The organism is Thalassotalea agarivorans, assembly GCF_030295955.1.
Taxonomy (GTDB): domain Bacteria; phylum Pseudomonadota; class Gammaproteobacteria; order Enterobacterales; family Alteromonadaceae; genus Thalassotalea_D; species Thalassotalea_D agarivorans.
This window is the reverse complement of the sequence record NZ_AP027363.1, coordinates 3,152,396-3,172,765: the sequence shown is the minus strand read 5'-3', so window position 1 is coordinate 3,172,765 and position 20,370 is coordinate 3,152,396. Positions and strand designations below refer to the sequence as shown.

The window sequence follows — 20,370 nt, the reverse complement described above, 5'->3', positions numbered from 1 at the left end:
AGTAAAGCATGTGCTTAGCTAGCTTGTTTTTGGAAAGGAAATACATATGTCGCAATCAAACGAAGTGAACCCCCAACGTATAGTTGTTGTTGGAAATGGCATGGTAGGCCACCACTTTGTAGAGCAACTTGCTGAAAAGTCGCTGTCGGGTGAAGTAGCCGTTAGTGTGCTATCAGCAGAACCTCGTTTAGCTTATGACCGAGTGCATTTGTCGGAATATTTTACTGGCAAAACCGCAGATGACTTGGCGCTAACGGATGAACAGCAGTATCAACAATGGCAGGTGGATTATCGCACTAACGCCAAGGTGGTTGATATTGACCGTCAAGCTAAGCAAGTGACAACCGAAACCGGTGAAGTGTTTCCATATGACAAGTTAGTATTGGCAACAGGCTCTTATCCATTTGTTCCGCCTATTCCGGGGAATGACCAAGCACATTGTTTGGTGTATCGCACCATCGAAGATTTGGAAGCGATTCAAGCAAGTGCAAAAGAAAGTAAAGTTGGCGTTGTTATTGGCGGTGGTTTACTTGGTCTAGAAGCAGCAAACGCTTTGAAACAACTCGGATTGGAAACACATGTTGTTGAATTCGCACCTCAATTAATGGCGGTGCAAGTGGATGTTACTGGCGGCCGTGTGCTAAAAGAAAAAATTGAAGACTTAGGGGTAAGTGTTCATACCCAAAAAGCGACACAAAACATCGCTCCAGGTGAGTCGTGTCGCTATCAATTACAGTTTGCCGACGGTGAAGTGCTAGAAACAGATATGGTACTTTTCTCCGCCGGTATTCGCCCTTCTGATCAACTAGCCAAAAGCTTTGATCTTGAGATGGGCGAGCGTGGCGGTATTGTGGTCGACAATCAATGCCGTACTAGCGACGAAAACATTTACGCTATTGGTGAATGTGCCCTTTGGAATAACTTTATTTTTGGTTTAGTTGCTCCTGGCTACAGCATGGCAAAAGTTGCCGCGCAAGATATGCTAGGTGAGCAAGCCAGTTTTACCGGTGCCGATATGAGCACCAAGTTAAAGCTGATGGGTGTCGATGTTGGTAGTATTGGTGATGCGCATGCCAAAACACCTGGTGCACTTAGTTATGTTTACGAAAACCAAGCCGAAGGTATCTACAAAAAAATGGTGGTGTCTAACGACAAAACCAAACTGATTGGCGCTGTACTGGTTGGCGACAACAGTGATTACGATACTTTACTGCAATATGCGTTGAACGGCTTAGATCTGCCTGAAATGCCTGAAAGTCTGATTTTGCCTATGGCAACAGAAACGCCAGCGTTAGGTGCAGATGCACTGCCTGACAGCGCAACCATTTGTTCTTGTCATAACGTAACCAAAGGCGATGTTGTTTCGGCGGTTCAATCGGGCAATACCGATTTGTCTGACGTTAAATCGTGCACTAAAGCAAGCACCGGCTGTGGTGGTTGTGCGGCACTATTGAAGAATATCGTCGATAGCGAATTGCTTAATCTTGGTATGGAAGTGAAGAAAGATATTTGTGAGCACTTTGCTTATTCACGCCAAGAACTATTCGACATTGTTCGTGTAGAAGAAATTAAATCTTTCGATGAATTGTTAGCCAAACATGGTAAAGGTTTAGGCTGCGACGTTTGTAAACCGACAGTAGGCTCTATTTTAGCGTCGGTATGGAATGATTATATTTTAGAAAAAGCGCATCAACCGCTACAAGATACCAACGACACCTATTTAGCGAACATGCAAAAAGACGGAACCTACTCTGTTGTACCGCGTGTTGCTGGCGGTGAAATTACCCCAGACAAGCTCATAGTTTTAGGTGAAGTGGCGAAAAAGTACAACTTATACACCAAGATAACCGGCGGACAACGTGTTGATTTGTTCGGCGCGCGTAAAGAAGAGTTACCTGAAATTTGGCGAGAATTAGTCGATGCGGGATTTGAAACAGGCCATGCCTACGGCAAATCTGTACGTACCGTAAAATCTTGTGTTGGTAGCACTTGGTGCCGCTATGGTGTGCAAGACAGCGTATCGATGGCCATCTTTATTGAGAATCGTTACAAAGGCTTACGTGCTCCGCACAAATTGAAATTCGCGGTGTCAGGTTGTACCCGTGAGTGTGCAGAAGCACAAAGTAAAGATATCGGTATTATTGCCACTGAAAACGGTTGGAACTTATATGTATGTGGTAATGGCGGTATGAAGCCTCGTCATGCAGATTTGTTTGCCACAGACCTAGACGATGAAACGCTAATCAAATACATCGACCGTGTGCTGATGTTCTACATCAAAACAGGTGACAGATTACAACGTACTTCTGTGTGGATGGAAAACATGGAAGGCGGCTTAGATTATCTAAAACAAGTAGTTGTAGAGGATTCATTAGGTCTAAATGACGAACTTGAAACGCAAATGGCGCATATCGTGTCGACGTATCAATGTGAATGGAAAACAACGATAGAAGATCCAGAGGCATTAAAACGCTTTAAGCCGTTTGTTAACTCGGATCAAAGCGACAGCAATATTCAGTTTGTTGAAGAGCGCGGGCAAATTAGACCTGCAACAGAAGAAGAAAAAATACCAGTAAAAGTAGAGATGGCATAAGGGGGTCACATGGGTATTGCAGAAACGAAACAATGGCATGATATATGTGACATCTCGGCACTTGTCGAAAACACAGGTGTAGCCGCATTATTGCCAAATCAACAGCAAATCGCGTTATTTAAAATAACAGGACTTGAACCTGATATTTTTGCCATTGGTAACTTTGACCCTATCGGCAAAGCCAATGTTTTGTATCGCGGAATTGTCGGAAGCGCAGGCGAAGAGCCGATCGTTGCCTCGCCACTGTATAAACAACATTTCTCTCTGCGATCAGGCGAATGTATTCAACAACCTGATCAATTTGTGCCTGTTTACCCTGTTCGCACACATAGCGACAGGGTACAGGTGTTCTTTTAGAGGGTTGGTATAGCGTGGCAGACAAAGTGCCTTTACTGGCTCAATCCACCTGCGCCTATTGTGGCGTAGGTTGTGGTGTCGATATTCAACTAGAAAATGGCCAAGCAAAGGCTATCAAAGGTAGCGAAGATCATCCCGCGAACTTCGGTAGGCTGTGCGTAAAAGGCAGTCATTTGCTCGATACCATAGACTTAAGCGGCCGTTTACTTACCCCACAGATCGATAACACGCCATGCGATTGGCCAACGGCGGTTGATCATGTTGCAGATAAACTTGCACGTACCATCGAGCAATATGGTCCAGAATCGGTCGCGTTTTATGTATCAGGGCAACTGTTAACCGAAGACTATTACGTAGCCAACAAGTTGATGAAGGGCTACTTAGGTAGCGCTAATATTGATACCAATTCACGACTTTGTATGTCGTCTGCTGTCGCATCCTATACCATGGCATTGGGCGAAGATGTGGTGCCTTGCGATTATCAAGATTTGGAACAAACTGACCTGCTGATCATGGTGGGTTCAAATGCGGCGTGGACGCATCCTGTGTTGTATCAACGCATCGAACGTGCGAAGCAGCTTAATCCAGATTTTAAGATTGTTGTTATCGACCCAAGACGCACGTTTACCAGCGATATCGCCGATCATTTCTTGCAAATAAAACCAGGAAGCGATGCAGCGTTCTTTAACGGTTTGCTGTGTTACTTAGCCAACAATGACGGTCTCGACCAGCAGTTTTTACTGCGCCATACCGACGACGCTGAAGCTGCAATTACTGCCGCTAGCGAGTGGACTATCGACAAAGTCGCGTCTTATTGCCAAGTACCTGCGGATAGCTTAACCGACATTTACAAAACCTTTTGCCAAGTCGATAAAGCCGTTACCTTTTATTCGATGGGTATTAACCAATCTAGCTCTGGTGTTGAAAAGTGTTTAGCCATTATTAACTGTCATTTAGCTAGTGGCAAAATTGGCAAACCAGGGAGTGGCCCTTTCTCTATTACTGGCCAACCCAATGCCATGGGCGGCAGAGAAGTTGGCGGTATGGCCAACCAATTAACCGCACATTTGTCGTTAACAGATAGCGCCCATACAGCGGCGGTACAATCTTTCTGGCAGTCACCGACGATAGCAAGTAAGCCTGGCGCTAAAGCGGTTGATCTGTTCCAAAAAATGGCAAATGGTGAGATAAAATTTGTCTGGATTATGGCAACCAACCCAATGGTAAGTTTGCCTAATCGTGCACTCGTGGAGCAAGCATTAAGTCGCTGTGAAACTGTGGTTGTCTCTGATTGTAATGAACATACCGATACCATGGATTTTGCTACGGTAAAATTGCCTGCAACGTCATGGCTAGAAAAAGACGGTACGGTGACCAATGCGCAGCGCACTATTTCGCGTCAACGCGGTGTGCATTCCCCTGCTGGAGCAGCAAAACATGACTGGCAAATTGTTAGTGACGTAGCACAAAAAATGGGTTTTAGTGGCTTTGATTATCAGTCGCCTCATCAAGTTTTTGTAGAATATGCACAACTCACTGGGGTCGCTCAGCAATTTAATCGCGTGCTTGATTTGTCGCCATTGGCCTCGCTAAGCACTTCGCAATATCAAACGATGAAGCCTGTGCAATGGCCGTTAAATGGACAGCGCCCATTTGCTAATGGCAAGTTTAGTACCAGCAATGGCAAAGCAAAGCTATTTGCAATCACGCCTAAAGCGCCAGTGCAGCAAACAACACAAGCACTACCATTTGTATTAAACAGTGGTCGTGTGCGCGATCAATGGCATACCATGACTCGCACGGGCAAAGCCGACAAGCTTGGTTTGCATCAAACCCAACCTGAGGTCATGATGCACCCATTTGATGCTGAGCAGAAGGGCTTGAGCCAAGGAGAACTTGTGCGCGTGAGTAATGATTTAGGGCATGTTATTGCGCCACTAAACGTCTCAAATACAGTACGCGTGGGCGAGCTGTTTATGGCGATACATTGGAACCAGCAATTTGCCAGCCACGCCAATGTTAGCCAATTGTATCAAGATGTTGTCGACCCGATTTCAGGTCAGCCAGAAAGTAAACATGCGCCGGTAGCAATCTCAGCACATCCTTTTGCCTACTATGGCACGATACAGTCAAAGCAAACGCTAGAAGTACAGGCTGACTACTTTGTAAAAAGCATTGGGCAGGCATCATTTCAAACCAATATTGCTTTTGAAACAGCGCCACAAGACATTTTTGCTTGGTGTAAAGAAAGCACGCAACTAACAGGTGAATGGCTCAGTCAAAGTAGTGAAAACGGCACCTATATTGTGTGTCTGCAAAACCAACAATTGGTGTTTATTGGTTATTTTGCTAACGCGCCAATTGCCTTGCATAGAGACTGGATAAATTCTTTGTTTGCACAGAATTTGTTGTCGCTAGAAAATCTTCATCTGCTGCTTCACGGCCAAATATCTGAAGAATTCAATTTAGGACGACAAGTCTGTTCCTGCTTTAATGTGCGCGAAAAAACTATTATCGAGGCGGTCAAAACCGGTTGTAACAGCGTTGACAAACTGGGTGAAAAACTAAAATGTGGTACCAACTGTGGTTCGTGTAAAGCAGAACTGGGCGGCATTATAAAAGAGCATGCGCCGACATTTGTGATCAAAGATATAACTTCGCCTGAAACCGCCTAACTATTATTTCTGTCATAAAAATACGGTAGAGTATCAGTAAAGCACTTTATTCGTATTTTTATGGCAACGATATTTTGGCAATTTTTCCTGCTTGGTTTAACTAGTTTTGGCGGCCCAGCAGCACATCTCGGATATTTTCATCGACATTTTGTTGTTAAGAAAGCCTGGTTATCTGAACAAGAATACGCGCAGCTTATTGCGCTGAGTCAGTTTTTACCGGGCCCAGGCTCGAGCCAAGTAGGTTTTGCTATTGGACTTCAACGCGGTGGCAAGCTGGGCGGCATCGCAGCGTTTTTAGGGTTTACCTTACCGTCTTTTCTTATCATGTTTGCATTGGCGCTAGTTCCTACAGCAGGCGTACCCATTGTTGATCACATCACTAGTGCATTAAAAATACTGGCTGCTATCGTGGTTGCTGATGCTGTCGTCACCATGTTTTCGAGTTTTTGTAAATCAACGGTGCATCGCATCACTGCCATCATTGCCGCCATCGCCGTGCTTTTTATGCCAAGTTTGATTACTCAATGCGCAGTAATACTCATTGCTGGTATGGTTGGCTTTGCAAGCGCTCAGGCTTCACAAAAAGTTGTCTTAGAACGCGTCAAACCAAGCTATTTAGTACTGTTTTTCCTTGGCTTTGTTTCTATTTTTGTGGTGTCGGTAGATATCCTCGCTTTGTTTGGCCAGTTTTATACCGCTGGCGCACTTGTATTTGGTGGTGGTCATGTGGTGTTGCCGCTGCTGCAACAGGCATTACCCACAGTAACAACCGATCAGTTTTTGTCGGCATACGCCAGTGCGCAAGCCGTGCCGGGGCCAATGTTTACCATCGCCACTTACCTAGGTGCTGTTGCCTTCCCAGACGCGCCACTATTGGGCGCTGTTGTGGCAACATTTGCCGTATTTTTACCTGGCTTTTTATTGGTTCTGGCGTTCGTGTCTAGTTGGCAAAGCTTAGCCAAACATGCCAAGTTTGCTGCTACGGCTGCAAGCATCAACGCGGCAGTTGTAGGACTCTTGTTAGCGGCGTTTTACACGCCGGTTCTGCTAAGTATTTCTACTTCTTGGCTGGCGATTACCATAGCTTTTGTTGGCTTTATATTGCTGCGACGATTTAACATTCACATAATGTTTTACGTTGCCGGCGCGGTTATTTTGGGGGTATTGAGTTACCTTACGGGAACTAATTTACTGCACTAGTGCTCCAAGTTTAACGTTGTCATGATGAAGGGAAACATATGAAAAAATTAGTGTACGCCGCTTTGGTATTGTTCTCTGCAGTGAGTATTGCAGACACCCAAGCTGAAATTAACTATTTGTTGGCGCAAGTCAGCAGTAGCAACTGCAAATTTGAGCGTAATGGCAAGAAATACGAAGCGAAAGATGCGGTAAAACATATCAAGAAAAAGTATGACTATTTCGAGGCTGATATTGAAACCGCCGAAGACTTTATCAAGCTATCTGCCACTAAAAGTACCATGTCAGGTAAATACTATATGATGCATTGCCCGTCACAAAAGCCAGTAAAAAGTGAGCAGTGGCTATTATCAAAACTAGCCGATTATAGGGCATTATAATGCGTTTTCGTTTGTTAACTGTATTACTAGCAAGTGCGGCATTACTAGCCTGTCAATCGACAGCACCCACTAAACAAGCACAGGATGAAGCGCCAATATTTAACTATGCTAAGGCCGATCAACAATTGATAGATACGCTAGCGGAGTTAGGTAGCAATATTGTTGAGGAGCATCAGCTGTCGTTTATCGTGATGTGTGAAAAAAAATCGGAAGTGGCTAAGGTGTTAGCGGGTGGCGTTAAGTATAAGTTTTCAGTGGACGATATTCATTTTGATCAAGATAAGAAGTATTGGCGCAGCACTATGACTAAGCCACTTTATCTAGAAGTAGAGCTAATTCAAAAGCAGCGTGCACCGCTACTTCCTTACCTTAATAACACGTCTTGTTTACCACTAACGTGGAGTGCACAAGTGGTGATGTAGTTTAGGAACAAGGAACAAGGAACAAGGGACAGGGAACGTGGAGCTATTTTGTAGTTTTACTTTATTGCTTATAGCTCTAGAACTTACAACTGAAAGAGTATCTAATCAGCGTCATTCCGTGCGTGCCTACAAGGATGTAGGTACTTAGGTTTTGTCTGGAACTGAAAACCTGTGACACGGAATCTCTTTTTTCACTTTGAACTTGTATCACTCCTAAAGGAGTAATAGTCCAGGGGTGTTGCGTGACACCCCTAGGACGTACCCCCACGCCCCAACTCGGTTTGACGACTCCGCTATTGTTTTTCAATGATGTCGATGTACCGTCTCAATAGCACATCCCTGTCCTATTTCACCTTAATGCTTCTTCCATGAAGCATTTATACATGATCATCAAAAAACACTATCGGCAACCCTCAATGGGGAATGGGTTATGTTGCACTGCTCGTTGTGTTTGCGAGATTGATTAGTCATGTTATAGCTGTTATCTTCCTGTTTTAATTAATGATTTAGTGTGGAAGCTATTAAGATTTGGTTCAAATTGGTTAGGACTTATAGGGAATCCCCATTAAAAAACTTTTATGTGTCAGTCAGAGTCTAGCTATGGATGAAAAAATCAATTGGATAGAACCGTGGTGGCATTTAAATGAGAATGCAAAGATTAAAGCCAGTATACAAAAAGAACTCGAATCTGAAGTTGGGCCTAAACATCCTTTATGGCAACTAAAGCCTGTTGCAATTGCTAAAACCGATGCAAATGATGATGTGATAGTTCAGCTCAATGATGGCAGGTTTGCTTGTGTGCATTTAGTCTGGCACGGAAAAATTGACGCTTATCCGGATAAATTTCCATCAAGTATAATTTTCGATACTGTTCAAAGCTTACAGACCTACATTACAGAAAAGGCTGATGGATACTCATAACAGCGGCAGCAAAAATGACTGCTAACAGCTCGCGCCATTTGGGGTAGCTTTGTCACTTTACCCCAAAAGCCACAATCAATTATCAGCCTCTGGGCCGGGCGTGATAGTTAAGTTAACTTTTTTGTGCCTAAACGGGGCGTTAATCGTTAAACACAAGGAAATAATATGAGTCTAACTGCAAAACAAAAAGGCGTGCTTAAAGGGATGCTAATTGGTTTTCTATTAGCGCTTTCAATTTTAGTGCTGGGTAGTAATTTAAATCCTTTTAACTTTAACGAAAGCCTTGGGGTCATAGACAGGTTACAAATAGCTATTTTATGGTGTTTGGTGCCTATATTGTTTCTTACTGTATCAATTGGTCGTTTAGCTCGGCATAGATTCTTCACGCCTCAAGATATTGATGGTAGCGGCCTTACTGAAGGGACTGAACAAGCAAAGTTGCTACAAGCGCTTATTCAAAACACGTTAGAGCAAACTATTTTGGCTGTAATGGCATACTTCATTTGGTCAGTCGCAATGCCGTCACACTGGCTTTCTGTTGTGCCAATAGCGGCATTAGCTTTTGGTTTAGGTCGTATCTTGTTTTTTAAAGGATATCAAAAAGGCGCGCCATCAAGAGCCGTTGGTTTTACACTCTGTTTTTATACCTCCGCACTCATGATATTGTCGACTTTAGGTTACTTAGTTTGGCAGCAAATTAGTTAATGCTTGTGCTAAGTATTGTCTAATCCCACTTTAACTAGAGGCCGTCAAATGCTTACTAAGAAGTATCTGCGCGTTGCCAGCTTGGCCACCGTGTTAACGTTTGTGTTTTTCGGTGCTAACGCTCATAACAATGCAATACCTGAAATGGACGAAGTTGACCGTTTTGCGCAAAAGGTGTTTCAGAATGCACAGTTGCTCTCTTTTCGCGATAAAATTGAGTACTGCGGCTTTATTGGTTATGACCATCAGCGAAGTCTCGTGGCGACTACACCTAATGCAGGTGATGCGGACGGCTGTGAGCCGATAGATGATGGTGAGCTCGATGTCATCGCTTCATATCATACTCACGGTAGCTATTCGGCAGACGCTGATACAGAAACGCCATCTGTAGATGATTTAGTAGCAGACTTCTCAGAAGGTATTGATGGCTATGTCGCGACGCCAGGAGGGCGATTTTGGGTAATTTCTCTCGAAGATCAGGCGACTTTCTTGCTATGTGAGAAAGGCTGTGTCCAAAAAGATCCGGAATTTAAGCCTTGCCCTGCCTTTACCCCAAAACACTCCTATACCGTGGAAGAATTAAAGCAACGTGAAGCGAACGATGATGGTAGTTGTTAGCCCCAAATATTATTTCTAGTTTTGAATTCTCGGAGTCGACAATTTATTGCATATCAATGCTTGAGTCAGAAAGATAAGTTACCCTCAAAAAATATTAGAGATCAGATACTTGGTTAAATTATTCAATAGAGGTAAAGTCCAATGGCTGAATATTAATTTAATCCGTTTTTAAAAGGGAAAGAGTAAGGGTGAAATTTTTAAATTTGTTATTAGTGGCTCTCTTGTGTGTGGGCTGCCAAACCACTTCTTCTACACGAAGTGAGGTTAGGCCTGTGCCAGAGTCTAATTCTCAATTAAAACCTACCACCATGGTTTGGGCAAAGTATCCCCGCAAAGCGGCTAAAAGAAACCAAGAAGGGTGGGTGCATTTAGGATTCCGAATTGATAAAGACGGCGGTGTTGTTGATATCACAGTTATTGACGTGAGTCCTAAAGGGTATGGCTTTGAAAAGGAAGCGATACGGGCGCTTAAAAAATGGAAATATGAGCAAGAGAATGCTCAAGAGAGTGATACGGTGATTGAGTTTTACCTTAGTTTGCCACCTGGAAAGAAGCTAGCGAAAGGATAGCTTGTCTAGTGGAAACAGGTACTCGAACAGCGCTAGCCCTTTCAGTGGAAAGATTGCATTCACCGACTATGCAAACTATAGATACGTGACTCAATTCAACGTTAATACGACATACAAAGAATGTATTCGTCCATTGAGTGAAAGATAGGTAAAGATATAAACAGATGGTAGATAAAGTAAATTTTCTAATTGTAGGAGCACAAAAATCAGGGACGTCTGCATTGGAAAAATATCTGGAAGCTCATCCAGATATTCAACTTGCTAAGAAAAAAGAAGTACATTTTTTTGACAATGAAGAATACTATTCGAGTGAAGTCGACTACACCAAATATTATCAATTTTTTGCAGAGTCAAGCAGGACAGCTAAAGGTGAATGCACACCTATATATATGTATTGGCGCCCAGCTATAAAAAGAATTTACGAATATAATCCGTCAATGAAAATAATTGCTGTATTAAGAAGTCCAATAGATCGAGCCTATTCCCATTGGAATATGGAAAGAGACAGAAATTCCGATAAGTTAGATTTTTCAACGGCAATAAGAACGGAATCTCATAGGTGTCGAGAAGCGCTTCCTTTGCAACATAGGGTTTATTCTTATTGTGATAGAGGGTTTTATACAGAACAGATAAGGCATATTTGGCGCTATTTTCCTAAGAAGCAAACATTATTTATTAAATATGAAGATTTGAAGTTGAATCCAAATGTCGTAATTAAGAGGATATGTCAATTTTTGTGTGTTTCGGAATCGGATCCAATAAAAGAGCAAAAGGTTCATGTCAGACCTTATGTAGAAGCAATGAATGAATCAGACCGCCAATATCTTAATGAGGTCTTTACTAGTGAAATCTCACAACTAGAGCAAATGTTAGGTTGGGACTGCACTGATTGGCGATACAAAACAGGGTATTTTAAAAAGTATTCGTTAAAAAATTTAATTCGAAAGTTAAGTAGTTAGTAGTATTTAATGGATGGTGAGTAGTTAGTTTTGGAAGAACATGCAATAAAAATCAAGCGCAGTAATGTCGCAATTAAGCTAGCAATGATGTTTATTATCGTGTTTGAAGGAATGCGTATATATCAATCAGGTATTGTTAGTATGGGATCAATTGCGACCAATATCGGATTGCTGTCATTGCTACGAGGTTTGTTACTATCGTCACTAATGTTTAGCACCCCAACACGAGATTGGTTTAAGCAAAACGTGGGTATGCATAAAGACAGCTATAAGTATTTTCTTGTTGCTATTGTTTTACTTGCAATAGGCTCTATTAGGTTTTTTTGATTCAGGTGCAACGCATGTGCGATTCATCTTTTTCTAAGTAAGTATCATCAGGAACAAACATGACATACCTATTGCTCGCGGCAGCGGTTGTAACAGAAGTAGTCGCCACACTTTTACTGAAAGCTTCTCATGGTTGGGAGAAGTGGGAATTTGGCATGGCGTCGATTTTCTTCTATTCGCTATCGGGCGTTATTTTTGCTTTCGTATTAAAGTCTATGAATGTTGGCTTAGCTTATGCTGTATGGTCAGGCGTTGGGATTGCGCTCGTTTGTATCGCGTCAGTCCTTATTTGGCAACAAAAATTTGATGTTTTCGCCATTTCAGGTGTGTTATTGATTGTAATGGGAACCTTGCTAATTACGGTAAAGTCGAGCGTAGCAATTCAATAAAGTAACAACATAAATAGGAGCATAAGATGAAACTACATTATTTAGAAATCGTATGTTTAGATGTTGACGCGGTGTGTGCTGCTTATGAGCTAACGCATAAGGTGCAGTTTAATGCGCCAGATGAAATGCTTGGTGGCGCTCGAACAGGCAAGTTACAAGACGGTAGTATTGTTGGTGTGCGCGGGCCACTTCGCGATACAGAGGTGCCAGTGGTTCGTCCTTATTGGCTTGTTGAAGATATAGAATCTGCAGTAAACGCTGTGCAGACGCAAGGGGCAGAAATAGCTGTTCCTCCTATGGAAATACCCGCAAAAGGCACATTCGCTATCTATATCCAAGGGGGCTCAGAACAAGGTTTCTGGCAACTTTAACTAGCAACCGTGTCAGGGAGGAAATATGACTACCAACGTTCAATTTATTCAGCCGTTAGTCGCGCTCGTTATTTGGTCTATGGTGATGTGGCTTTGGATGTATATTACCCGCATTCCAGCGATTACTGCGATGAAAATGCATCTAGATCCCAAGGCGCCATCAGGCGAACAAATGTCGCAATTACCCGCCAATGTGCGTTGGAAAGCCGACAACTATAACCATTTGATGGAACAACCTACCATTTTTTATGCTTTGGTGCTTTCACTCGCTTATTTAGGCGTTGATTCCATGCTTGCTAGATATGCCGCATGGGCTTATGTCGCCCTACGTATTGTACACAGCTTAGTGCAGGCGTTGTCTAACATCATTGAACTGCGTTTTGCGGTATTTATCTTGTCGAATATTCCGTTGCTGATTTTAATCTTTTGTACTGTTCGTGCCGTGTTTTGATAATTAAGGATGAAACATGAAACCACTTTTGTATTCGTTACTTTTGTTAATGTCTCCCATGCTAATCGCAAATACCGCGTTGACGGAAGTTTACTTAACAGACAAAACCAAAGCTTTTATTGCTGCTAAAAATGCGAGGCAACAGCCCGACACAACGGTAGAGGATATTGATCATTTTATAGGTTTTTTAGCAGACGATTTTATTGATGAACATATTAAGTTCAATGTAACTGTGACTGACAAAGCCGCGTTAAGACAAGGCATGATCGCTAAAATGAAAGACGACGTATATTTTTCCAATATACGTATCGATCAGTTAATGGTAGGACGGAATGTGGTATTTGTTAAGTACACGGAACACGCTAAAGTTAAACCAAGTCATATGGACAAAGTGATTGAATACACCAGCACTAATATTATGTCGCTGGAATTCAATGATTCAGGGCTTATCAAACACATTCGCAGGCATCACGGCTGACACATAAAGAAGGCTGCTAGCAAGAATGAGGAAGACAAACATGAAACATCTTAAACCCTTGCTTATGCTAGTGTTTCTATCGGGATGTGCCGACTCATTAAAGTTGGCAAATTATGATCAAGTTGATTTGCCGGTAACGATTGAGCCAAACCAAATGGTACCTGAAATCTTGTCGGCTTTTTGGGGCTTTAATAGCGAATCCCCCCTTTTGTCTAGCTTGTTTGTTTGTCGTGGTGCTAGCGGTAAGGACGCTATGCCTGTAACGTTTCCGGTAGAGCTAGATCTTTCTACACTACAAATGGCTGACTTTAGCGTTATTCGCGAGGATGGCACTGAGGGGTCGTTAATTTGTGTAACACCGGCTCCTGCATTCGACCAAGGCGAACTAAGAACGATGTTATTGATCGGTGACTTTGGTTCAATAGAAAATCCAGCCGAGTCGGTAACTGTAGTGGGTAATTTACTCTCTGCAGACAATCAATTTAACTTTAAAGGAAAGAAAGCGCCTGTTATCCCTTTGCTTGACGGTCCATCACTGGTGATCGCAGAACCCGTTTCAAAGGAACATTGGGAACTTGATAAAAGCGCAACAATGCTGCCATTTGGCGGTGGCAGTGGCTGCCCAGTAGGCACCAAGCAAATAGTTCGTGCAGTATGGAATGGTGGCATTACTAAGCCAGGCGGCGCTGAAGTAGATGAGTTAGAGCAAAATAGTTATCAAGTGACACTACAAGGCAATGATGGCAAATCCGAGGTGGTTACTCCCTTTGCACTGGGCGATTTAGGCGACGGTGATAACATTCATAAGCTGTGCTTAGATCAGGATGGCACACCTATTAAAGTTTCATTTCCACAAGGTTTATTGACAGACCCAAGAGAAGATTTAAACCCAGCCACCAGTATTAAGGTGACTCGTTAAAATAAGAAGAGGAAGTTCAAAATGGAAGATCAGGCACTTATCGAACAAGCGATTGATAAAGCATTTGAAGCACAGGTAAAAGGTATTTATCAGGCGTTGTCACAAAACATCGTGATAGCGGCAGGTGATGAAGCAAAGCTTGCTGATGCGAAAGAAAAGTTTACGCTAGCAATTGCCCACGCAAAGCAAGTGAAAGCGGCCGCGCAGTCGAGTCTGTAACAGGCTCCAACGCGCGGCACTTTAATTCGTTAGCCTTTGCAAAAATCGGTAACCGCATCTTGCTCATTGGCAAGATTTTCGTTTTTAGCAAGCTCCCAAGGGCGAATACATTGTTGTTGGCTAGCACACCACTGATAACCCGCTGAAGCTATGCAGCCATGCTCGTCTTTGTCATTTCCAACCACTTGCTCTTGGTCGTTTAAGGTAAAAACTGTTTTACCATTATTGATGGTTTCTAACACTTTAATGCTGGCGATGGTCAAAGGATCCACCGTTAATGGATTGGCTGATAAAATAACAAAATCAGCCTGTTTTCCAACTTCAATCGAACCCTTTTGTTTTTCTTCAAAGTGCTGATATGCAGGCCAGATGGTGATTGCTTTTAAGCCTTCATAAGGCGTTACACGCTGATTAGGACCAAGGATTTCACCTGAACGTGTAACGCGAGTTACAGTCGCACCTAAAACGCGCATTGAATCAGGTAAGGCTACCGGTGCATCGTGATGAGACGAGAAAATCATACCAGCGTCTAATACATCACGGGTAGGCGAAATGTATTTGGCACGGTCAGGGCCAAGCACTGACGTTTTATGCCAGTCCCCCCAATAGAAAGTGTGCATCGGGAACAGCGAAGGCATAATACCAAGCGCTTTCAAACGCGGTATTTGGTCTTTTCTTAGTGTTTGTCCGTGAATCAATACAATGCGACGGTCGCGATCGCCGTATTTTTCTGTAGCTTTACCTACCGCTGAGATATAGCGCTCGATTGCTGCATCGCCATTACAATGGGCAAGCACTTGTCGATTTTTTGCGAAAGCATCCATCAATTCATTTTCAACTTGCTCTGCGGTCATTGCAGGGTAACCTGCATAATCCTTGCTTTCTCCTTCTGGCGGCACGTAATAAGGTAACGAAAGCCAGGCAGTTTTACCTTGTGGTGAGCCATCTAAAGTGAGTTTTATGCCTGCAATACGCAGACCATTGTTATAGCTAATGCCGTCGTAACCACTGCCCGTGTAATAGGGCGAATTATCTAGCTTATCTTTGGCTGTGTAATCTACATAAAGCGCCACATCGATAGGTAACTCAGTTTTTTGTGCTTGGCTTTCTGCGACATCAACAGTTGGAGCAAATGCCCGCCCTTCTTGCGCTGTGGTGTAACCAAATCGGGCAAAATTATGCATGCCTTGTTCAAACAAACTCAGGTTAAATGCGGGCTTAATATTTTTCTGGAAGACCGACAACACGCTAAAGAATGCATTTTCTTCTAGCACGCCGTTAGGGGTTTTTTTGTCGTCTTTACATCGAATAATGCCGCCAGGGACTTTCTTGGTACAGTCTGTTACGCCCGCCATCTTTAAGGCAACGTCATTAAATACACCGAAATGACCTGACTGGTGAATGATCATTACTGGCTTATCCATGCTTACTTTATTCAACTCATTTGCCGTTGGGAACACTTGCTCAGCTAGCTGTGAATCGTCAAAGCCAAAGCCGAGCAGCCAACCGGTATTTTCGATAAATGATTGACCATTATCAGTTGCCTTCCATTCGTTGAGGGTATTAACCAAAGCATTAAAGTCATTAACTAAACCGTCTGGTGCAGGCAGCAAATTTGCGCTAGCGGCTTGTAAACCAGCTGCTACTACATGACCATGGGCATCGACAAAACCAGGCACCATGGTCTTGCCATTGAGATCATGTGTGACGGTAGCGTCACCCATCAAAGGTTTTACGCCTCTTAAATCACCTACATAAATGATCAAACCATCTTTGATTGCAACCGCCTGAGCTTTAGGTTGCTTGTCGTTTACAGTCACAATCATGCCATTGGTATAAACGGCATCAGCAATGATTTGTTCGCTTTCTTTTGGCTTGGATATTTGCTGATTCTCGGAGCATGCCGTGAGTCCAAAGAGCAGAATAATCGACAGTGTTTTGATCATATTTATTGATGACATAGGTTATCTCGCAATTCGTATTGGTAATGGAAAATGCTTGCATACATTTAGATGAAATTAAGCAGTAAATTGAGCATAGTCAATGATTTGCGTTCTATCTAGCTATTGGTAATGAAGAATACTAAAAACAGGATGCAAGGCGAGGCAAGTGCAAATTGCTTGAGCTCAGCAATTGTCGATAGCAAGTTGGCTAAATCTTATAGTTGTAGCAATTGCGTAAATGCCATTTACAGCAAAATAACAGTAATTTTACACCCCTTGATAAAACACGCTAAAAATCGAAAGTTGATATACATTGTCTTTAATAAGTGATTAAAATAGAGGCGATTTAACGAACAGCATAAGAATAAGAAAAGGAACTTTATGCGGTATTTGATGCTAACAGTTTTGGCAGTATTTTTGTCTGCCTGCGCTAAACCCGTCACATCTTTGTCAGCCGACGAAGATAAACAACTTACAAATGAATCGGGCTACTTGCTCATTGGTGTTTCTACAAATAGAAATATTAAGTCCATTTCTATTAGTGGTCCTAAAAATATATTTCTTACCCATAAAGATTTAAAAGCAGGTACTAAATATATTCTTACTGATTTGCCGAGTGGTACATACACCATCGATAAGATCCGTTACAACAATTTCTGGACAGATGAAACGATTGATGACGATGCCTGGAGCTTTGATATTCAGGATCAAAAAGTCAGTTATGTAGGTAATTTAAACATTTACAGTGAAGGTTTTTATTGGTTCACATCATCTCATGTTGAGCTGATTAACAGCGCCAGTGAAGCGCTCGTTTTCATGGAAGAATATTATCCAAATATTTTAAGCAAACGCGAATTAATCTACGGCGGTTTTGGCGAAGATGATTTTTTTCAGTATATAGGGAAATACAATGAAGCTAAGTAAATTTTTATCAGTATCCCTGTGTCTTTGGGCGTTTTCAGTATCTTCAGTAGCCAACACACTTATACCTGCCGAAGAGCTTTATAAAGCAGCCGTTAATGACGGTGTAGCGTTGTCTCCTAATGGTAAGCATGTTCTGTTTAGAGAAAACAAAGGTGATGCTCTTCGAGTGTTGTTAAGAAACATTGAAACGGGAACGGATATTGAAATCCTCTCGTTTAACGAAAGCAATTTTACTATTACCAATCTCGATTGGATAAACGATCAGCAAGTATATTTTCAGCGAGAAAAAAAGGACGAATTAGACGAATTTATCTACGATTTTTCAATCAAGGGTGATGAAGTATCGGGGAAATTCTACCGCATTAGCAAAGGTCGTATTGTTGACCTGTATCCAGAAGATCCATACAGCGTTCTATATTCTCGCAACAAGACTGATGACGAAGAGTACAAGGAATTGTTTCGCGTAAAAGTCAATCAACTCATAGGTGTGGAATCATTTAGTGATGCCGAGTTATTAGATGATACTCGAGAAAATGTATTGATGTTCTTTTACGATCCAACCTATCAATCGTTGTTGTCTATTGAAATAGAAAGCGAAGAAGAAGTCGCAATATATACGCGAGATTTTGACGGCGTGGAATGGCGTAAGATGTTTACTGTTAATAAAGAAACAGAAGCTATTTTGCCTATAGGCTTTATTAATGAAAACACTATGGCTGTGCTTTCAAATACGAACACAGATAAGGTATCGGTGAACTCGTTTGATATCGAAAAACAAACATTAGGCGAGGTGATTTTTGAGCATGATAAATATGACCTTGTTGGTGCTGAGCTAGACGAAAATGGAGAGCTGATAGCCGTTTCTTACTTTAAGCATGGTTTTTACACGCGAGAGCCAATTAACCAGAAAGAAAATGACATTATGGCTGTTTTGTCGAAGAAATTTCCTGGTTACACGGCATTGCCTATTGATCATGACCTCGATAAAAACAGATATGTAGTTGCACTGTCATCTTCGTCATTGCCTTTAGCGTATCATTTATATGATGTTACGGAAGACTCAGAGTCGTTGCTATTTGACGCTTATCCGTCTCTTGAAGCATACCAATTCCCTAAATCGCAAACATTGACGGTTAAAAATGCTGCTGGTAACGATGTAGAAGCCTTGCTAATTAAGCCTCAAAAAGATGGTATAGATCACAATTCCTTAATAGTTATGCCACACGGTGGGCCAGTCGGCGTTCAGGAGTTTGACTATTTTTCTAATGATATCCAATACCTAGTTAATCGTGGTTTTAGCGTACTGCGAGTAAATTTTAGAGGATCCTCCGGCTACGGTAAGCGTTTCCAGGAAGCAGGTGTTGGGCAATTTGGTTTAGCGATAGAAGAAGATATATCACTTGTTGTTGATAAATTAATTAAAGAGCAATCGTTCAAGCATGTATGCAGCATGGGCTACAGCTACGGTGGTTACTCTGCGGTTATGTTGGCTGCAAAGAATCCAGCTCTGTATCAGTGCGTTGTAGCAGCTTATGGTGTCTACGATTTACCTTTGTTGTTTACGCCAAGTAACCTGCGTGGTGATGAAGACTTTCAAGAACGCGTTACAAAAACGATAGGTGACAAAGAGAATCTTACACAAGAACAGTCTCCTGTCCATTTGATCGACCAATTGAATGTACCGATTTATGTTATTGCAGGTAAAAAAGATTACATTTCAGGTTTTGAGCAAAGCCATCGATTCTATTATTTGTTGAAAAAACGAAATAAAGACGTTGAAACTCTTTTTTATCATCAAGCAGGTCATGGTGTTTCATCATTAAGCGCGCAACGAAGAGAAATTATTGCAGTTGTAGATTTCTTGTATCGTAAATTGGGTTTCGATAAAACTGCGCTAGCTACGAATGATGACGAAAAATCGATTCTCGCAGAAGAAGAAATGGTGATTGCTGATAGCTATGAGTTTGGTTGGGATATTGATCAAGATACCGAGATGGCTATTGCCTATCTCAAAAAAGCCGGTGAATTAGGTCATTCTCGAGCGCTTTTCAATTTAGGTTCTTATTACCATCGTGGCATCGTTGTTGACAAAGATATCAAACAAGCTATTTCATACTATGAAAAAGCTGGTGAAGCTGGTTATGAAGGAGGGCATCTTAGGCTAGCTCGTATGTATACCTTTGGTCGTTATGTCGAGATGGACTTTGAAAAAGGGCGATACTATTTGGAGTTAGCTGAAGCAAAAGATATTACCGCCGAATTATTGTTTATAAAGGCAAGTTTGGCGTGTAAAGATGCAGCAAATCGAAACCTAGATGTTTGTATTAAAAACTTGAGTACTAAAACTATTGATAACGTTACGCATAAAAACAATAGAAAAGCTGCTTACGAGTTAAGAAAAGAGTTTTTAGCTGATATCCTAACTGTAGACAACTTTAATGAAAACGATCGCAATCGTTTGATTTCTTTTGCAAAAAGAGAGTTCTACTTTAAAACGTTACCAATTGAGTTAGATATAGAGCAATCTGGTGAGCTTTACTACAAAGAACATGAAAAGTTTGGTCGTAATGGTAAGTATATTGAAAGGAAATGGCGAGAATCTATCGTTAAAACTGACGATGAAAACCATTATGTTGGTGCCATATTTAAAGTTGATCCAGAGGGTATAAATAGCAAGAGAGATGACTTTTCAGTTATCGTTAAATGGTCGTCTGCCCCAACAGGCAATCCAGAAAACGTATCTCCTTTCGACGCGTCTTTATTGTATGGTGCTCCGCACTATGACTGGTATGCATTGAAGTCAGTAAAAGAATTAGAAACGGATAAGATATACACCTTGGAAGTTTATGATATTTCACTTAACTTACTGTTGAAGAAGTCATTCTCAATATCTGCTAGGGAGTCATCGGAAGAAGTCGCTCAAAGCGAGTAATCTTACGTTAGATTTAAGCGA

Annotated in this window: 21 protein-coding genes; 20 read left to right on the top strand and 1 reads right to left on the bottom strand. The window is 42.0% G+C overall.

Going from position 1 to position 20,370, the window contains the following annotated elements; translation table 11 throughout:
• Positions 1-46 precede the first annotated feature (46 nt).
• The 18 genes from nirB (at position 47) to QUD85_RS14450 (ending at position 14,550) form a co-directional block, all read left to right on the top strand.
• Complete coding sequence (gene nirB, locus QUD85_RS14535; protein ID WP_093328659.1) at positions 47-2,593, top strand: nitrite reductase large subunit NirB; 2,547 nt, start codon at positions 47-49, stop codon at positions 2,591-2,593.
• 9 nt (positions 2,594-2,602) lie between these two features.
• On the top strand, positions 2,603-2,950 hold the full coding sequence (gene nirD / locus QUD85_RS14530; protein ID WP_093328657.1) for a nitrite reductase small subunit NirD: 348 nt from the start codon (positions 2,603-2,605) through the stop codon (positions 2,948-2,950).
• 14 nt (positions 2,951-2,964) lie between these two features.
• On the top strand, positions 2,965-5,625 hold the full coding sequence (locus QUD85_RS14525) for a nitrate reductase (protein ID WP_093328656.1): 2,661 nt from the start codon (positions 2,965-2,967) through the stop codon (positions 5,623-5,625).
• 60 nt (positions 5,626-5,685) lie between these two features.
• A complete protein-coding gene (gene chrA / locus QUD85_RS14520) occupies positions 5,686-6,825 on the top strand; it encodes a chromate efflux transporter (protein WP_093328654.1) in 1,140 nt (379 codons plus the stop codon).
• Between the two features lie 38 nt (positions 6,826-6,863).
• Positions 6,864-7,202 carry a DUF5329 family protein gene (locus tag QUD85_RS14515; RefSeq protein ID WP_093328652.1) on the top strand — a complete coding sequence of 113 codons (339 nt, stop codon included), beginning with the start codon at positions 6,864-6,866 and terminating at the stop codon, positions 7,200-7,202.
• Positions 7,202-7,624 carry a ribonuclease E inhibitor RraB gene (locus tag QUD85_RS14510; protein ID WP_093328650.1) on the top strand — a complete coding sequence of 141 codons (423 nt, stop codon included), beginning with the start codon at positions 7,202-7,204 and terminating at the stop codon, positions 7,622-7,624. Before QUD85_RS14515 ends, QUD85_RS14510 begins: the two co-directional genes overlap by 1 nt.
• A 600-nt stretch (positions 7,625-8,224) precedes the next feature.
• Positions 8,225-8,545, top strand: a complete 321-nt coding sequence (locus QUD85_RS14505; RefSeq protein ID WP_093328648.1) for a hypothetical protein — start codon at positions 8,225-8,227, stop codon at positions 8,543-8,545.
• A 165-nt stretch (positions 8,546-8,710) separates the two neighbouring features.
• On the top strand, positions 8,711-9,250 hold the full coding sequence (locus QUD85_RS14500; RefSeq protein ID WP_093328646.1) for an MAPEG family protein: 540 nt from the start codon (positions 8,711-8,713) through the stop codon (positions 9,248-9,250).
• Positions 9,251-9,298: 48 nt separating this feature from the next.
• Complete coding sequence (locus QUD85_RS14495) at positions 9,299-9,868, top strand: DUF4329 domain-containing protein (protein ID WP_093328644.1); 570 nt, start codon at positions 9,299-9,301, stop codon at positions 9,866-9,868.
• Positions 9,869-10,140: 272 nt separating this feature from the next.
• The gene (locus QUD85_RS14490) at positions 10,141-10,437 is read left to right on the top strand and encodes an energy transducer TonB (protein WP_245732086.1); all 297 of its coding nucleotides are present in this window, start codon (positions 10,141-10,143) and stop codon (positions 10,435-10,437) included.
• A 164-nt stretch (positions 10,438-10,601) separates the two neighbouring features.
• The gene (locus QUD85_RS14485) at positions 10,602-11,396 is read left to right on the top strand and encodes a sulfotransferase family protein (RefSeq protein WP_093328642.1); all 795 of its coding nucleotides are present in this window, start codon (positions 10,602-10,604) and stop codon (positions 11,394-11,396) included.
• A gap of 30 nt (positions 11,397-11,426) precedes the next feature.
• On the top strand, positions 11,427-11,723 hold the full coding sequence (locus QUD85_RS14480; RefSeq protein ID WP_093328640.1) for a hypothetical protein: 297 nt from the start codon (positions 11,427-11,429) through the stop codon (positions 11,721-11,723).
• 59 nt (positions 11,724-11,782) lie between these two features.
• Positions 11,783-12,112, top strand: a complete 330-nt coding sequence (locus tag QUD85_RS14475) for a DMT family transporter (protein WP_093328638.1) — start codon at positions 11,783-11,785, stop codon at positions 12,110-12,112.
• A gap of 26 nt (positions 12,113-12,138) precedes the next feature.
• Positions 12,139-12,483: a VOC family protein gene (locus tag QUD85_RS14470; RefSeq protein ID WP_093328637.1), complete on the top strand. Its 345-nt coding sequence runs from the start codon at positions 12,139-12,141 to the stop codon at positions 12,481-12,483.
• Between the two features lie 25 nt (positions 12,484-12,508).
• The gene (locus QUD85_RS14465; protein ID WP_093328636.1) at positions 12,509-12,934 is read left to right on the top strand and encodes an MAPEG family protein; all 426 of its coding nucleotides are present in this window, start codon (positions 12,509-12,511) and stop codon (positions 12,932-12,934) included.
• A gap of 16 nt (positions 12,935-12,950) precedes the next feature.
• The gene (locus tag QUD85_RS14460; RefSeq protein WP_093328634.1) at positions 12,951-13,412 is read left to right on the top strand and encodes a nuclear transport factor 2-like protein; all 462 of its coding nucleotides are present in this window, start codon (positions 12,951-12,953) and stop codon (positions 13,410-13,412) included.
• Between the two features lie 40 nt (positions 13,413-13,452).
• Positions 13,453-14,331: a hypothetical protein gene (locus QUD85_RS14455; RefSeq protein WP_093328633.1), complete on the top strand. Its 879-nt coding sequence runs from the start codon at positions 13,453-13,455 to the stop codon at positions 14,329-14,331.
• A gap of 21 nt (positions 14,332-14,352) precedes the next feature.
• Entirely contained in the window at positions 14,353-14,550 is a 198-nt protein-coding gene (locus QUD85_RS14450; protein ID WP_093328631.1) for a hypothetical protein, read from the top strand.
• A 29-nt stretch (positions 14,551-14,579) separates the two neighbouring features.
• Here the strand turns inward: QUD85_RS14450 and QUD85_RS14445 are convergent, their stop codons facing one another.
• Positions 14,580-16,511, bottom strand: coding sequence for an amidohydrolase (locus tag QUD85_RS14445; protein WP_093328630.1), 1,932 nt, complete (start codon positions 16,509-16,511; stop codon positions 14,580-14,582).
• A gap of 375 nt (positions 16,512-16,886) precedes the next feature.
• Here QUD85_RS14445 and QUD85_RS14440 point away from each other — a divergent pair, with 375 nt between their 5' ends.
• The gene (locus QUD85_RS14440) at positions 16,887-17,417 is read left to right on the top strand and encodes a hypothetical protein (protein ID WP_093328628.1); all 531 of its coding nucleotides are present in this window, start codon (positions 16,887-16,889) and stop codon (positions 17,415-17,417) included.
• Positions 17,404-20,349, top strand: coding sequence for a prolyl oligopeptidase family serine peptidase (locus tag QUD85_RS14435; RefSeq protein WP_093328626.1), 2,946 nt, complete (start codon positions 17,404-17,406; stop codon positions 20,347-20,349). Before QUD85_RS14440 ends, QUD85_RS14435 begins: the two co-directional genes overlap by 14 nt.
• Positions 20,350-20,370 lie beyond the last annotated feature (21 nt).

Bases quoted from the DNA above. Each gene is read 5' to 3' on its own strand.
- nirD (WP_093328657.1), top strand. From the start codon at position 2,603: ATGGGTATTGCAGAAACGAAACAATGGCATGATATATGTGACATCTCG.
- QUD85_RS14500 (WP_093328646.1), top strand. From the start codon at position 8,711: ATGAGTCTAACTGCAAAACAAAAAGGCGTGCTTAAAGGGATGCTAATT.
- QUD85_RS14445 (WP_093328630.1), bottom strand. From the start codon at position 16,511: ATGTCATCAATAAATATGATCAAAACACTGTCGATTATTCTGCTCTTT.
- QUD85_RS14435 (WP_093328626.1), top strand. From the start codon at position 17,404: ATGAAGCTAAGTAAATTTTTATCAGTATCCCTGTGTCTTTGGGCGTTT.
- QUD85_RS14465 (WP_093328636.1), top strand. From the start codon at position 12,509: ATGACTACCAACGTTCAATTTATTCAGCCGTTAGTCGCGCTCGTTATT.
- QUD85_RS14460 (WP_093328634.1), top strand. From the start codon at position 12,951: ATGAAACCACTTTTGTATTCGTTACTTTTGTTAATGTCTCCCATGCTA.
- QUD85_RS14505 (WP_093328648.1), top strand. From the start codon at position 8,225: ATGGATGAAAAAATCAATTGGATAGAACCGTGGTGGCATTTAAATGAG.
- QUD85_RS14470 (WP_093328637.1), top strand. From the start codon at position 12,139: ATGAAACTACATTATTTAGAAATCGTATGTTTAGATGTTGACGCGGTG.
- QUD85_RS14455 (WP_093328633.1), top strand. From the start codon at position 13,453: ATGAAACATCTTAAACCCTTGCTTATGCTAGTGTTTCTATCGGGATGT.
- QUD85_RS14485 (WP_093328642.1), top strand. From the start codon at position 10,602: ATGGTAGATAAAGTAAATTTTCTAATTGTAGGAGCACAAAAATCAGGG.
- QUD85_RS14515 (WP_093328652.1), top strand. From the start codon at position 6,864: ATGAAAAAATTAGTGTACGCCGCTTTGGTATTGTTCTCTGCAGTGAGT.
- QUD85_RS14510 (WP_093328650.1), top strand. From the start codon at position 7,202: ATGCGTTTTCGTTTGTTAACTGTATTACTAGCAAGTGCGGCATTACTA.
- QUD85_RS14495 (WP_093328644.1), top strand. From the start codon at position 9,299: ATGCTTACTAAGAAGTATCTGCGCGTTGCCAGCTTGGCCACCGTGTTA.
- QUD85_RS14450 (WP_093328631.1), top strand. From the start codon at position 14,353: ATGGAAGATCAGGCACTTATCGAACAAGCGATTGATAAAGCATTTGAA.
- nirB (WP_093328659.1), top strand. From the start codon at position 47: ATGTCGCAATCAAACGAAGTGAACCCCCAACGTATAGTTGTTGTTGGA.
- chrA (WP_093328654.1), top strand. From the start codon at position 5,686: ATGGCAACGATATTTTGGCAATTTTTCCTGCTTGGTTTAACTAGTTTT.
- QUD85_RS14475 (WP_093328638.1), top strand. From the start codon at position 11,783: ATGACATACCTATTGCTCGCGGCAGCGGTTGTAACAGAAGTAGTCGCC.
- QUD85_RS14440 (WP_093328628.1), top strand. From the start codon at position 16,887: ATGCTAACAGTTTTGGCAGTATTTTTGTCTGCCTGCGCTAAACCCGTC.